Genomic DNA, 14,657 nt, shown 5'->3' with positions numbered 1-14,657 from the left:
GCTTACGGCGCAACCGGCTTGCCCGACGCGTCCTTCACTTTCTGTTTCCACTGCGTGCGGATTTCAGCCGTCACGGATTCCGGCAGCGAGATGTAGTCGAGATCATCCGCCGCCTTGCCGCCGTTCTTGAACGCCCAATCGAAGAACTTCAGCGTTTCTGCGCCTTGCGGAGCTTTGTCCTGCGTCGTGTGCAACAGCACGAACGTTGCACCGACCACGGGCCACGCGTTCTTGCCCGGCTCGTTCGTCAGGATCTGATAGAACGACTTCGACCAGTCCGCGCCTGCTGCCGCTGCCTTGAAGGTGTCGGTCGCCGGAATGACCACAGTACCGGCTGCATTTTTCATCGACGCATAGGTCATGTGATTCTGCTTCGCATACGCCCACTCGACGTAGCCGATCGCGCCCGGGAGACGCTGCACGAAAGCGGCCACGCCGTCGTTGCCCTTGCCGCCCGTCCCCGTCGGCCAGTTCACCGTGGCGCCTTCGCCCACTTTCGACTTCCACTCCGGGCTCACCTTGGACAAATAGTTCGTCCAGATAAAGCTCGTGCCCGAGCCATCGGCACGGCGAACCACGGCGATATCGGTATCCGGCAGCTTGATTTTCGGGTTCAGCGCGACGATCGCCGGATCGTTCCACTTCTTGATCTTGCCCAGATAGATACCGCCGAGCACTTCGCCCGACAGCACCAGTTCGCCGGCCTTCACACCCGGCACGTTGATTGCCGGCACCACGCCGCCGACAACCGTCGGGAACTGGAACAAGCCGTCTTTGGCCAGTTCGTCGTCTTTGAGCGGGGCGTCCGAGCCGGCGAAATCCACGGTCTTCGCAATGATCTGCTTGATGCCGCCCGACGAACCGATGCCCTGATAGTTGACCTTGCCACCGCCGCTCTTTTGGTAGGCGTCGGCCCATTTCGTATAGATCGGCGCGGCGAAGGTGCTGCCCGCACCGGTGATGTCGGCGGCGTGTGCGGCGCTGGCACACAGCGCACACACAACCAGCGTAAGTTGCTTGAGATTCATGGTGAGACTCCTCATGGCGACGCAGTCGCCTTCGATGGGCTGCAACTTAAGGGTGAAATATGACGTTCTTGTGACTGCTCAAATTAATTGATCCGCTTGCCTAACCTTAAGCATTCGCCAAGTCGACGTCGTGAAAACTAGCGGGTTAACCTTCTTTTGATCGGCCGCGATATGCTCAGGCCTTTGATTCCGGTTCAATCTGTGCAGCTCCAGGTTGGAGTCGTGTGGCGACTGCCACGGTTCTGATTCCGGCCGCCAGATTGCTGGATAGGCCAATCCCGCATGGGAAGCAAACGCTGAATGACCTATGAAATCTGATCTGCTACTGCAAACCTACGGCGCGGACTCGTCCGGCATGGTCTGCGGCTTTCTCTTTACTTCAAATCGCGCCGGCCGCTCTGTCGACGCCGACGAAGTCGCCGAATGGCTGCAGGCCCACGACGCCAACGGCCCAGCGAAGGAAGGCAGCGAGTTTCTCTGGCTTCACTTCAATCTGGCGCATAGCGCCAGCGAGCGTTGGATGAGAAGCCAGCTCGATTTGCCCGAGACGTTTTTCGATGCATTGCGCGAAGGCTCGCACTCTACCCGTATCGAACATGCGGACGGCGCACTACGCGCGGTCGTGAACGACGTCATGTTCAATCTCGAGTTCACTCCCTCCGAGATTGCGACGCTGTGGATCTACGCGAATCAGCGGATCATCGTGACCGCGCGTCTCAAGCCACTGCGCTCTGTGGACCGATTGCGCGCTTCAGTTCGGGAGGGTGAGGTGTTCAGGTCCCCAGCGGAATTGCTGGTTCACCTGATGCATGATCAGGCTGACCTGTTGGTGCAGATCGTCCGGCGAACCAGCGCCGACGTCGACCGGATCGAGGACAGGTTTCTATCGCAGCGGCCCACGCAGAACCGGATCGACCTGGGCGCGATGCGTCGTATGCTGACGCGCTTACAGCGCATGCTGGCGCCAGAACCCGGCGCGATCTTCCGCCTGCTGGCCAGGCCGCCGCGCTGGCTTCATGCGGAGGACGTACAGGATCTGCGCGAGTCGACGGAAGAGTTTTCCGTGGTTCTCTCCGATGTGGCCGGGCTGATCGAACGGGTCAGGCTGCTGCAGGAGGAAATCATCTCCCGCCTCGAAGAGCAGAACAACCGCACGCTGTTTACGCTTACGCTGGTGACGGTTTTGGCGATGCCGATCAATATCGTCGCGGGCTTTTTCGGCATGAATGTCGGCGGTATTCCGCTCGCGGAAAACCGGCACGGCTTCTGGGTGATGGTGTTACTCGTCGCCGGCTTTACCGGGCTCGCGGGATGGTGGGCATTTCGCCGGCGCAAGGAGCGATAAGGGCTGTTGCGTCCGGGTTCGGCGGCGGTGAGCGTCAGTTCATGCCGGCGCCGCGACGCGCAAGGGCAAGCCGGTCGCTGAGTGCGCGTAGCTCGGCATCCGCTCGCTGCATATGCTGGCCTTTGCGATGCCTGAGATACGCGATTGCGTCGTCTACTACGCCTGGCTCACCCAGCCGATCCGCATGCGCGAGGAGTAGCGCTTCGCTCGAAACGATATCGTTGAGCTTGCCCAGTTCGTCCTGCAATTGCGTGAGTTCCACGACGCTGATCTCATTGCCGCTATCGAGTAGCGGCGCGAAAAACTCCAGCAGATAGCGCACTTTCTTGCCCGCGATGCGGACGTCGTGAAGTTCGGCGTAGCCGGTGTGCGGATTTCCCAGCGCGCGCTTCAACCGTTTTCGCAGCGACTGCTTCGCCGTTGCAATACGGTTCGTGGCGAATACCGCGAGTGGTTCGTCGAACGAGCATGCGTCGAGTTGATGAATCACACTCGCTATCCGCTGTGTGAGCATGGCTTCGGCGTTTGAGTCGGCGATCGTTGCGCGACTGCGCAACAGCGCATTGCCACGCAATAGATCGAGACGTTCGAGGAGCGCCGCAAAAGAATGCGCTGTCGATACGTCTTCCGCCAGTAAGTGTTTCAGGATATCCCAGTCACGCGTCTGACCGGCGGAATCAGCGAGCGCCTTGAATTCGCGCCGCTGCCATCTTGCCTGCGATCTGTCGATAAGCGGATCGTAAGCCCACCACAGCGAACGCAAGCGCCGCAGCACGACACGCAGTTTGTGCGGACTTTCCGCATCCGCGCTCACGCACAAGCTGCCGATGCGTTGCGCCACTTGCGCGGCCATTGGCGTGGCCAGCGTCGAAAAAGCCACTGCCGGCGACATGTCCGGCGCAATCGTGCCGCCTCGTTTGCCGGGATTGTCTGCGTTGCGCTCCTGTGCAGGTGCAGGTGCAGATGCGGGATCACGCGTATCAGGTGTGGAGTTCATCGGCTCGAGTTGCATGAGTCCCAAAAGCGGACGGAAGTGAGGTGAACGTAAGGTGACGCGTATCGGGTCGCTTAGCAAACTGCGCTATCCATCCTACAACGTAAAAATCTTGAGGGCCATGCCAGCGCTGTGCGTGAAACGAACGCCACTCGACCATTCAACATACTTTCGCTCGGAGAAGATCTCATGCTGTTCAGTATGGCGAATCGAATGGTGAATCACTTCCGTGCCGTGTTGATAGAGCGATTCAATTTCGACTGGGCGCTGACGAACGGCAACCAGGCCGCGGAGGACCCGGACTATATTCCGCCGCCGCCGGCAGTCTCGCCGATCAAACAGCGAGACTCTGACGAGTCCGCGCCCACTGCGCAAGCGCGGCACACGCCACCAGCAACGAGCCGGTGACGAAGAACACCGAGTGCAGCCCGAGATGGACAGCAATCACGCCGCCGATAATCGGACCCACAACCTGTCCGCTGAATTGCGCCGACTGCAAATAGCCGAGCATCTGACCAGTCTTGTGCTCTTCCACCGCATGCCGGGCGAGTTTCGCAATCGCAGGCAGGAGACCGGCCAGCGTCATGCCCATCAGCGCGCGTAATCCCGCCAGTTGCCACCACGCGTGAACGAACGCTTGCGGAATCATCACCAGCCCGGTCAGCACCAGGCAAGCGACGATCACGTTCCAACTGCCGATCCGATCGGCCAGCGCGCCGAGGCGCGCGGCCGTCAGCATGCTGCCGAAAGCCGAACAGGCCATCACGATGCCCGCTACGCGCGCCAGATGCAGCGACGGCACGCCGAGACTGCCCACATAGACGGTGATGACCGGCTCGATCGACATGTTGGCGAGCAGCACCATCATCGCTGTGACGAGCAACGCGGCGATCACCGGGTAGTTGTTGCGATGCGTGCTCGCCGGCGCGTGTTCAGCGGGACGCCGGCTGGAATGCGTGGCCGGGTCGAAATCTTCCTTGACGACGAAAATCGTGAGCAGCGCGGCGACCGCGATCATCGCGCCGCCGGCGAAGAACGTGCCGCGAATGCCGAGCCAGCCCGGCAAGAAACCGCCGACGAGCGGCCCGATCAGGTTGCCGGCCAGCGCGCCCGTCGACAGCACGCCGAGCGCCCAGCCCGCGCGTTCCTTCGGCGCCTGTGTGCCGACCATCACCGTCGATGCCGACGAGTAGCCGCCCACGAGACCCGCGAGCAAACGCAGGGCGACGAGTTGATGCACGTTGTGCGCAATGCCGATCAGCGACATCACCACGGCCATGCCGACGGCCGCGCGCACCAGCATCGGCTTGCGGCCATAACGATCGGCAAGGCGTCCCCACACGGGCGCCGTGACGGCCGTGCCGAGAAACGTCGCGCCGAACGCGATTCCCGACCACTGGATCACGGCGGACTGCGACTGCACACCGAGTTGCTGGACGTAGATGGGTAAGAACGGCAGCAGCATGCTCAGGCTGACGAGCGTAGTGAACGAGCCGAATACGCACACGGCCAGATTGCGGCGCCAGTAACGTTCATGTCGCGCGGAATAGTCGAGGCCGTGCGTTGGCTGACCGGACGGCACGGAAACTTGCGAGTGGGTGTTCATATCGTCTTCTCGGCAAACGAATGCGAGCGTGACTGACCCTCTGCTTCGGCAAGTTCGCTCATCAATGTGGCAACTAATTGCGCCGCAGGCAACGCTCTCGCGAGCGGTGCGCCCTGGCCGGCCCACTGGACGGCAAAGTCGGTGTTGCCCTTGGCACGGGCCGCGGCGTTCAGCGCCTTGGCGGCGTCGTATGCAATCGGATAGTCGGGCAGCGGCGGCGCGTTCGGCGAGTCTACGTCGATATACAGCCGGTTGCTCAAACCGCGCGCAGGGCGGCCGGAGATCGCGGCCGTCACGGCCGTCCGGTACGCGCGTTGGGTGGTCAATGCGTTGCGGTAGGCGGCGTCCGCGCCCGATTCCGGACACAGCACGAACGCGGTGCCCATCTGCACTGCGCTGGCTCCGAGGAGCAATGCGCCGGCAATGCTTTGACCGTCCATGATGCCGCCCGCGGCGATGACCGGCAGCGCCGACTGTCTGGCGATCAGCCGGACCAGCGCAAGGGTGCCGATCATCGCGTCGTCGTCTGGATTGAAGACGCCGCGGTGACCGCCTGCTTCGGCACCTTGCGCGACGATCGCATCGAGTCCCGCCTGCTCGATTTGCAAGGCTTCGTGCGGCGTGGTCGCGCATCCGAACAGCAGAATGCCGGCGCGATGCAGTTCATTGATCCATTCGCGCGATGGCAGCCCGAAATGAAAACTGACGACGGCGGGACGCTCTTCGATCAACACTTGCAGCAGTGCCTCGTCGACCACGAAGCTCGTATAAATCTCCTTGAGCGCCACCGGCGTTCTAGCGCCGAACTCGGCGAACAGCGGCTGCAGATGCGCGAGCCAGGTCGCTTCGCGAAGCGGATCGCTGTACGCCGGGCGATGGCAGAACACGTTGACGTTGAACGGCTTGCTGGTGAGCGCGCGTGTCGCAACGATCAACTCGCGCGCCTGCTGCGCGGTGCTCGCACCCACGGCGATCGAGCCGAGCGCGCCGGCATTGGAAACCGCGGCGCCGAGGGCGGGCGTCGAGATGCCGGCCATCGGCGCCTGAATGATGGGGTGCTGCACGCCAAGTGCTTGCAGAAAGCGGGTATTGGAGGTCATGGGGTTCTCACAGTTCGAGTAATGGGTGGAGTCGCCCGCAGTGGAGTGGCTAGGCTTGCTTCGAACCGAAGCGAAGCGCCGCGAACAGATCCACCGCGAGGGCAAGCGCCAAAGACGCTGCGCCGATCACGAACAGCGTCGTGTAATTGCCGCCGTCGTGCGCAAACAGAAACGACAAACCGTATGCCGCGACCGCCTGCAAGACGGCGAAACTGGTGGTTGCCGCGCTCCACGCGCTTTTCTGGGCAGCCGGATGATGCGCAAGCAATTCATTAATCCTGCCGAGCACGAGCGCCACGATGCCCGGCACGAATGCGCCGACTACGACGCTCGACACGATCAATGCCGCAGGCCCGCGCACGACAGCAGGCAACGCGACCGCGACGATCTGCAGGACATAGGCCGCGCGCAATGCCGGACCGAAGCCGGCGCGGTCAGCCAGATGACCCGTCAGCAGCGGGCCCACAATCGCGCCGAGTCCAAACAGCACCCAGTACTGCGCCCCGGCATCGAGACCTTTGCCGAGGCCGCGCGCCACGAAATCGACGAGAAAGATCATGTGCGGAACGAGGCCGACTGCGTTCAACGCATATTCGGTGTAGAGCGCGCGCAGCGACGCAGCCGGATAAGTCTGGCCATGCCGTGTGTGATGCGTCGTGTGCTGCGCGGCGGATTCGCCTCGGCCAGGCCATCCGTTCCACGCGACGGCCGTCAGCGCGAGGGAGATCGCGGCCAGTCCCAGCCACGTTTGCATCAGGCCCTGGCGCAGCAGGATCGGCACGATCGTCCCGGATGCCACGATGCCGAGACCGATACCGCTGAAGATCGCGCCGCTCGCAAAGCCCCTGCGTGACGGAATCACATGCGCGAGGACAGTCGGCGCGGCCAGCACCATGAGCGCGCCGCCGGCCAGGCCCGACGCGAAGCGCCAGATGAAGAACCAGAGAAACGAAACCGGAAAGGCGCACGCGACGAACGCGACGGTCGCGAGCAGCATCATCGCGCGCAACACGGACGTGGCATCGAAACGCCGTGCCAGCCAACCGCCTGCGAGCGCGCCCGCCAGATAGCCGCCGAGGTTGGCCGCGCCGAGATACGCGGCGGTCGACGCCGGGAACCAGTGCGCGCTGACGATCGCCGGCAACAACGGCGTATAGGCGAAGCGCGCGAGGCCGATGCCGACGAGGCTCGCGCTGGCGCCTGCCAGCGCGCCGCGCCACACATTGAATGCCGGCGGGATCGGTTCGTTGACGACTGCACGTTGCATCGCTGCCTCCACTGTTCGGTTACGCGCCGACTCGTTTTGCTGGCGGGCTCGACACGAAAGGTACGAAGATCACCGCTCGCAATGCCTCTGATGAGGATTGCAAACCGAATCCGCAATGCTTCGCAGTGTGACAAACGACACTTGGAGCGCCGCTGTTGTGGCCGCCGTTCACGTGCGGGATGTGGGCCCGTTACGAAGATTGCCGATTCGAGTGGAGCGTGGCGTCGTCGGTCACGTCGGCGAATTGCCGGAGTGGCCGACGGCTTGCGCCAGGTGATCTCGATGGAGGTAAGTCTAGATTGAACCGATTGAAGAGAGAATCCACGCGACTCGGTAGACATTCTTCCGCGAAACGGTTCAATTTCTGGTGGTAATCCGCTGGGATTGGATGAAATGCTTGCGCAGACGCGGCGCCGCGAAATCGACGAACGCGCGCACCTTGGGCACGGCGAGGCGCCCGTGCGGCGTCAGCAGGTGGACCGGTAGCGGTGCGGGTTCGTTGTCGCTCAGGACGATCTTCAGCGTGCCTTCCTTGACCTGTTCGGCGACGTGGTAGGAAAACATGCGAGTGACGCCGTGTCCCGCGACCGCCGAGGCCACGGCCGCCTGAATACTGTTGACGATGAAGCGAGGCGTGAACTGCACGACGCGCGGAATCGTCGAACCGTTCGGCGGCGGAAAGCTCCACGAATCCAGGCCGAAGTGAGTCATGGAGATGATCTGATGCTGGGCCAGATCGGCAGGTTCGGTGATGGGAGGGTGCTTCGCCAGGTAACGAGGCGACGCGGCAACGACCCGCCGCACTTCACCGACCGGAATCGCCACCAGCGTCGAATCGGGCAGATGAGCGATGCGCAACGCCAGATCCATCCCTTCGTCGATGAGGCTCACCGGGCGGTCGAGCATATTCAGGCGGACCGACACAGCCGGATAGCGGTCGACGAATTCGTCGATGATCGGCTGCAGCATGTCCTGGCCGGCGGCCACCGGCGCGGTGATCGTGAGCAGCCCGCGCGGCGCGGAGCGCTCGCCGGCGATCAGCAGATCGGCCTCTTCGAGATCGGTGAGAATGCGGCGGCAGGCGGCGGCGTATCGTTCGCCGGCTTCGCTCAGTTTGATGGTGCGCGTCGTGCGATGCAGCAAGGCCGTGCCGACATGTTCCTCGAGAAACGCAATAGCGCGGCTAACCGCGGCGGGCGAGCGGCCGAGTCGACGGCTCGCGCCTGCCAGGCTGCCTTCGTCGAGCGTGGCGACGAACACCTTCATTGCGTCGATGCGGTCCATGTTGCCTGATCCGGTGTGATTGAAAACGCGATCTGGCAGAGTCTACAGCGATGGACCGAAGGGAGTGGAGCAAGGGCGCTCAAGCGCCTGCAGATGCCTCCAGTTCCGCAAGCCGCTTGCGCAGCAGTCGATCTTCCTGGAAGCGGCTGGTTTCGTCGCGGATCACGGCGACGATGCCGGTGAGTTCCTTTTGTGGCGAATGCAGCAACGCGACCGTAAAGGCGATCGATAGCGACCGTCCGTCCTTGTGCACGGCCGGTACACGCAGCACGTCGTTCCCATAGCGGGTTTCGCCCGTTGCCATGGTCTTGTGATAGCCGTCCCAGTGCCGGCCGCGCAGACGCTCCGGGATGATCAGGTCCAGCGAATTGCCGAGCGCCTCGCTTTGCGTGAAACCGAACATGCGTTCAGCCGCGGGGTTCCAGAATGTGATGCTGCCCCGGGCGTCGGAAATGATGATCGCGTCGCCGATTGCGTTGGCAAGTTGCTGGAAGTCGATGGCGTTTTGCATGGCTCCCCCTCGATCTGAGAACACGAATGTTCAATAGAATACGGCGCCGCCAGGGACGCCGCATCGGCAAGGCCGGGCTGATACCCGGCCTTGCGTAGCACCACTTAAACCGCTTTCACTTCGCGCAGGTTGAAGATGTCCTGCTTGCTGTAGCCGAGGCTTGCGAGCACTTCTTCGGTGTGTTCGCCTAGCAGCGGCGAGGCAGTGACTTCCGGCTTCAGATCCGAAAACTTGATCGGGCTGCCGACGGTCAGATACGAGCCGCGCTTCTTGTGCGGCACTTCGACAATCGTGCCGCTCGCGCGCAGCGATGGATCGTTGGCCAGTTCTTTCATGGTCAGCACCGGCGCGCACGGAATGTCGAACTTGCGCAAGATGTCGACCGCTTCGAACTTGGTCTTGTCGGCGAGCCAATCTTCAATCGTTTTGAAGATCTCGAAGATATGCGGTTGACGTGCTTCCGCCGTCTTGTAGGCCGGGTCGTCGATCCACTCGGGCTTGCCGAGCGCCTTGCAGATCGGCTCCCACGCGTGACCCTGAATCGTGAAGTAGATGTACGCGTTCGGATCCGATTCCCAGCCCTTGCATTTGAGCACCCAACCCGGCTGGCCGCCGCCGCCCGCATTGCCGCCACGCGGCACGACATCGCTGAATTCGCCGTGCGGATACTGCGGATATTCTTCCAGGTAACCGACGCGTTCCAGCCGTTGCTGATCTCGCAGTTTCACGCGACACAGGTTCAGCACGCTGTCCTGCATCGACACTGCGACCTTCTGGCCTTTGCCGGTTTTGTCGCGTCCCAGCAGTGCGGTCAGAATGCCGATGGCCAGATGCATGCCGGTGTTGCTGTCGCCGAGCGCCGCCGCGCTGATGGTCGGCGGCCCGTCCCAGAAGCCGGTAGTGGAGGCGGCGCCGCCCGCGCATTGCGCGACGTTTTCGTAGACCTTCAGGTCGTCGTAGTGGTGGCCGTCGCTGAAGCCCTTCACCGAAGCGACGATCATCTTCGGATTGAGTTCGTTCAGACGTTCCCACGAAAAGCCCATCCGGTCCAACGCGCCGGGGCCGAAATTCTCGACCAGCACGTCCGATTCGCGGATCAGCTTTTCGAGCACCTCCTTGCCTTCGGGTTTTTTCGTGTCCAGTGTGAGCGACTTCTTGTTGCTGTTGAGCATCGTGAAGTACAGCGCGTCGGCGTCAGGGATATCGCGTAACTGATTGCGCGTCACGTCGCCGGAACCCGGTCGTTCAACCTTGATGACGTCCGCGCCGAACCACGCGAGCAACTGCGTGCATGCCGGGCCCGCCTGAACGTGGGTGAAGTCGATGATCCTGATGCCTTCGAGAGGTTTGGTCATGTTGAATCTCCGTGGTTGCCCAGACTACTTTTTCATTGCCGCGCTTTGCGGATTCAGATTGGTCAGACGGCCGCTTTCGGTGCCGGCCGCTTCGTCGATGACGGCGTTGATCAGACTCGGTTTGCCCGAGGCGATCGATTCGAGCAGCGCCTTCGTCAGTTCTTCCGGCGTGGTCGCGTGATAGCCGATGCCGCCGAATGCCTCGATCATCTTGTCGTAACGCGCGTTCTTCACGAACACGGTCGGCGCGACGTCTTTGCCGCCGGTCGGGTTCACATCGGTGCCGCGATACACGCCGTTGTTGTTGAAGACGATGGTGCAAACCGGCAAGTCGTAACGGCAGATCGTTTCGAGTTCCATGCCGCTGAAGCCGAACGCGCTGTCGCCCTCGATCGCGACGACCGGTTTGCCGCTCGTCACTGCCGCGCCGATCGCGAAGCCCATGCCGATGCCCATGATTCCCCACGTGCCCGAATCGAAGCGTTTGCGCGGCTCGTACATGTCGATGATGCTGCGAGCGTAGTCGAGCGTGTTCGCGCCTTCGTTGACGACGTTGATGTCCGGCCGTGTTTTCAGCACGTCGCGGATCGCGCGCAACGCGCTGTGGAAATTCATCGGCGACGGATTCTTGTCGAGCGTCGCGGCCATCTTGGCGAGGTTCTTGTTCTTGCGTTCGGCGATCGCGCCGGTCCACTCGGTGCTCGGCTTTTTGTAGCTCGCATCGAGGCCTTCGCGCAGCGCCGCCACGCACGAACCGATATCGCCGATCACCGGCGCGGCAATTGCGACGTTGCTGTCGATTTCCGTCGGCGAGATGTCGATCTGGACGAACTTCTTCGGCTCGGCGCCCCACGTTTTGCCCTTGCCATGCGAGAGCAACCAGTTCAGACGCGCGCCGATCAGCACGACGACGTCGGCTTCCTGCAGCACGAACGAACGCGCCGCCGACGCTGATTGCTCGTGTGTATCGGGCAGCAGGCCCTTGGCCATCGACATCGGCAGATACGGAATGCCGCTTTGTTCGACGAATCCGCGAATCTCCGCGTCGGCCTGCGCGTATGCCGCGCCTTTGCCGAGCAGGATCAGCGGACGCTTGGCGCTCTTCAGAACATCGATCGCGCGCTTGACCGATTCCGGCGCGGGCAATTGACGAGGCGCGGCGTCGATCACGCGCACCAGCGATTGCTGCGCTTTCACGGCGTCCATGGTTTGCGCGAGCAGCTTGGCGGGCAAGTCGAGATACACACCGCCAGGGCGGCCCGACACCGCGGCCCGGATCGCGCGCGCCACGCCGATGCCGATATCTTCCGCATGCAGCACGCGATAAGCGGCCTTCGCGTACGGCTTGGCTGCATTCAACTGATCCATCTCTTCGTAATCGCCTTGCTGCAGATCGACGATTTCGCGCTCGCTTGAGCCGCTGATCAGGATCATCGGGAAGCAGTTGGTGGTCGCGTTGGCGAGTGCGGTCAGTCCGTTCAGAAAGCCCGGCGCCGACACCGTCAGGCAAATGCCGGGTTTCTTTGTCATGTAACCGGAAACGGCCGCTGCATTGCCCGCGTGCTGCTCATGCCGAAAGCCGATGAAACGCATGCCTTCCGCCTGGGCAAGACGCGCCAGGTCGGTGATCGGGATGCCGACCAGGCCAAAGATGGTGTTGATGTCGTTCAGTTTCAGCGCGTCGATGACGAGGTGGAATCCGTCGGTCGTCTCGGTCGCCTGTTGTGTCGACGTGTTGTCTGTTGTGGGCTGGTCGGCTTCTGCCATGACATCTCTCCTTGGTGGCGGGGCGTGTGTGGTATGTCGCGAGCGGCGCGCTCACGTGGTCAGTCAATCAGGCGAACCGCCGGACGACGGCTGCAGCCGTGCTTCGGCGATGACGACGCTGGCCGGCGCGCCTGAGTTTTCGATCCAGCGCTTTCTCATGGGGGCGAGGATGAATTTCGCGGACACGGCTGCCGCGATCGACACCACGGCGGCGGAGATAAACACCGTGCTCCATCCGCCGTTCGCCGACAGCACCGATGCCAGCGGCACCAGCATCGACGCCGTGCCCTTCGCGGTGTACAGCGTTCCCGCGTTGGCGGCGGCGTATTTGCTGCCGAACGTGTCCGCGCAGGTCGCCGGGAAGATCGAGAAGATCTCGCCCCAGCACAGGAACACGGCGGCCGCGAAGAACATGAAGGCGTACGGGTTATGGCCGAACTGCATGAGTCCCAGCAGCGCGACGCCTTCGCCGAGAAAGATCATGAACATCGTGTTTTCCCGGCCGATGCGATCCGACAGAAAGCCGCACAAGGGACGGGTAAAACCGTTGCACAGGTTGTCGATGGACAGTGTCATCGTGAGGAGCGGCAGCGTGATGCCCATCAGATTCACGGGCAGCTTGGCGAAGCCGAATTCCTTCGCAATCGGCCCGAGCTGCGCGGTCGCGATGATGCCGCCGGCTGCAACGAACACGAACATCAGATACAGCACCCAGAAGAGCGGCGAACGGATCATTTCGCCAGGGGTGTAGTCGATCTTGCTAGCGACGATGCGTTTAGCGGCGACGGCGGTTGCCGGTGGCTTCGGCCGGATCAGCATGGTGGCGAGCAGCAGAATGCAGACGCCCTGGAAAATGCCGAAGAACATGAAGGTGTGCTGGTAGCCCGAATGCTGGATCATGTTGGCGATCGGAATCACGGTGACGGCCGCGCCGGCGCCAAAACCTGCCGCGGTCAAACCGGCCGCGAGACCGCGTTTATCCGGAAACCATTTAAGCGCCGTGCCCACACAGGTGCCGTATACGCAGCCCGCGCCGATCCCGGCGATGACCGCCGCGGCGTACAGTTCGGCGAGACTGTTCGCATGGGCGTCGATGATCCAGCCGAGCGCCGCGCACAGCGATCCGCCGATCACGACTGGACGCGGCCCGAACTTATCGACGAGCCAGCCTTCGACAGGCACGAGCCAGGTTTCGGTGACGATGAAGATCGTGAACGCTGTCTGGATCGCCGCTTGTCCCCAATGGTGTGCGTTGTCCATCGGTACGACGAACAGCGTCCACGCATATTGCAGATTCGCGACGAGCCCCATACACACAATGCCGATTGCGAGTTGCACCCAGCGGTGATGCGTGAATGCGGTGCGGCCTCTTTCCGATGCACTGGAATGTCCCATGTCTCCGTCTCCTGTATATTCCGTCGCGCTCAAACGGCGCGTTGGACTTACGTGATCGAACCGCTTCATCGCCGTTTTATTTGCGGCAGCGAGGCGCCAATGGTCGGCCAGAGGGAGCTGCACTAACGAAAACCCTTACCCGTCGAGCGCAAAACCGGCGAGTGAGAGGCAATGGGTCGTGCAGCGCGTCTGAGTGGATGCTGCGCGAGAACAGCAATAAGGAAAAGTTAAAACATTTTATGGTTTGCATTCGGCATTCCTAATGGATGCGCTGTCGCCCTTGGCAGTGGCTCGATTGACGGCGATGGCTCGCTGCCCAAGGTGGGCAGATCTCGAAGCTAGGGCTACTTGGGGTAAACCAATATATAAACAAAGCACTATCGTTTTTCGAAAAAACTTTAACTGTTGTTTATTCATGGGGTCTTCTACTGTTCGTCCATGCCACCTGCCTGATGGAGACGACCATGAACCCCTCGCAATTCGACGCTGGCGACAGCGCGCACCATGCTGAAATCCAGGCGCAACTGTGCGCCTATAACGCCGCTTTCGATGAACTCGGCCTGCGCTTTCGTTGGGATGCGCAGACGCTGACGTTGCTGGCCACGATCGACGGTGAACAGGCGCAGATCGCCGCGTACATCGAAGCACATCATGCGCATTTGTTGAAAGCGTATAGCGCAGAGTTTTTGAGCGAAGCGATTCTTGAGAAGAAGCGTGCGCGTTACCCGGCGCCGCTGCCGGGACGCGTCGAAAGCGCACCGCGTCAGAGTCGTGTGGCTCATCAGCCGGAGATGGGCAGCTGGCGCGAACGCGTTTCGTACGAGGTGGAACTGCCGGCGCTGGCAGGGGTGTAGAGGCGGGGGGAGTTTCGGAAGACGGCGCGCGACGTGACAGCCGTCCGGCGCATTGGCATAAGCCTCATAGCGTCCTATAGCGCGATCGATTGGTCAATAGAGAGGTGTGCTCTGTTGATCATTAGCCACTCCCATCAGATACTCGAAGCAT

At 62.0% G+C, this 14,657-nt stretch carries 12 protein-coding genes; 2 read left to right on the top strand and 10 right to left on the bottom strand.

Features of this window, described 5'->3' with window-relative positions:
• Positions 1–2 precede the first annotated feature (2 nt).
• The gene (gene pstS / locus PQR54_RS29355; RefSeq protein WP_408251886.1) at positions 3–1,028 is read right to left on the bottom strand and encodes a phosphate ABC transporter substrate-binding protein PstS; all 1,026 of its coding nucleotides are present in this window, start codon (positions 1,026–1,028) and stop codon (positions 3–5) included.
• Positions 1,029–1,335: 307 nt separating this feature from the next.
• Between pstS and PQR54_RS29350 the strand changes: the two genes are divergently transcribed.
• Positions 1,336–2,373 carry a transporter gene (locus PQR54_RS29350; protein ID WP_408251884.1) on the top strand — a complete coding sequence of 346 codons (1,038 nt, stop codon included), beginning with the start codon at positions 1,336–1,338 and terminating at the stop codon, positions 2,371–2,373.
• A gap of 34 nt (positions 2,374–2,407) precedes the next feature.
• Here the strand turns inward: PQR54_RS29350 and PQR54_RS29345 are convergent, their stop codons facing one another.
• From PQR54_RS29345 to oxlT, 9 genes are all read right to left on the bottom strand, one after another.
• A complete protein-coding gene (locus PQR54_RS29345; protein ID WP_408251882.1) occupies positions 2,408–3,370 on the bottom strand; it encodes a CHAD domain-containing protein in 963 nt (320 codons plus the stop codon).
• Between the two features lie 331 nt (positions 3,371–3,701).
• A complete protein-coding gene (locus PQR54_RS29340) occupies positions 3,702–4,973 on the bottom strand; it encodes an MFS transporter (protein WP_408251880.1) in 1,272 nt (423 codons plus the stop codon).
• Positions 4,970–6,073: an NAD(P)H-dependent flavin oxidoreductase gene (locus PQR54_RS29335; protein WP_408251878.1), complete on the bottom strand. Its 1,104-nt coding sequence runs from the start codon at positions 6,071–6,073 to the stop codon at positions 4,970–4,972. Before PQR54_RS29335 ends, PQR54_RS29340 begins: the two co-directional genes overlap by 4 nt.
• Before the next feature lie 49 nt (positions 6,074–6,122).
• Positions 6,123–7,340: a YbfB/YjiJ family MFS transporter gene (locus PQR54_RS29330; protein ID WP_408251876.1), complete on the bottom strand. Its 1,218-nt coding sequence runs from the start codon at positions 7,338–7,340 to the stop codon at positions 6,123–6,125.
• Positions 7,341–7,697: 357 nt separating this feature from the next.
• The gene (locus tag PQR54_RS29325; RefSeq protein ID WP_408251874.1) at positions 7,698–8,624 is read right to left on the bottom strand and encodes a LysR family transcriptional regulator; all 927 of its coding nucleotides are present in this window, start codon (positions 8,622–8,624) and stop codon (positions 7,698–7,700) included.
• A 79-nt stretch (positions 8,625–8,703) separates the two neighbouring features.
• Entirely contained in the window at positions 8,704–9,135 is a 432-nt protein-coding gene (locus PQR54_RS29320; RefSeq protein WP_408251872.1) for a PAS domain-containing protein, read from the bottom strand.
• Positions 9,136–9,239: 104 nt separating this feature from the next.
• Positions 9,240–10,490 carry a formyl-CoA transferase gene (gene frc, locus PQR54_RS29315; protein ID WP_408251870.1) on the bottom strand — a complete coding sequence of 417 codons (1,251 nt, stop codon included), beginning with the start codon at positions 10,488–10,490 and terminating at the stop codon, positions 9,240–9,242.
• A 24-nt stretch (positions 10,491–10,514) separates the two neighbouring features.
• Entirely contained in the window at positions 10,515–12,257 is a 1,743-nt protein-coding gene (gene oxc / locus PQR54_RS29310; RefSeq protein ID WP_408251869.1) for an oxalyl-CoA decarboxylase, read from the bottom strand.
• 63 nt (positions 12,258–12,320) lie between these two features.
• Positions 12,321–13,652, bottom strand: a complete 1,332-nt coding sequence (gene oxlT / locus PQR54_RS29305) for an oxalate/formate MFS antiporter (protein WP_408251867.1) — start codon at positions 13,650–13,652, stop codon at positions 12,321–12,323.
• Between the two features lie 464 nt (positions 13,653–14,116).
• Between oxlT and PQR54_RS29300 the strand changes: the two genes are divergently transcribed.
• A complete protein-coding gene (locus PQR54_RS29300; RefSeq protein WP_408251865.1) occupies positions 14,117–14,506 on the top strand; it encodes a hypothetical protein in 390 nt (129 codons plus the stop codon).
• Positions 14,507–14,657 lie beyond the last annotated feature (151 nt).

Origin of the sequence: Paraburkholderia phytofirmans (genome assembly GCF_046028095.1) — a bacterium.
In the GTDB taxonomy this organism is placed as follows: Bacteria; Pseudomonadota; Gammaproteobacteria; order Burkholderiales; family Burkholderiaceae; genus Paraburkholderia; species Paraburkholderia phytofirmans_A.
This window is presented reverse-complemented; position numbering and strand designations above follow the sequence as displayed.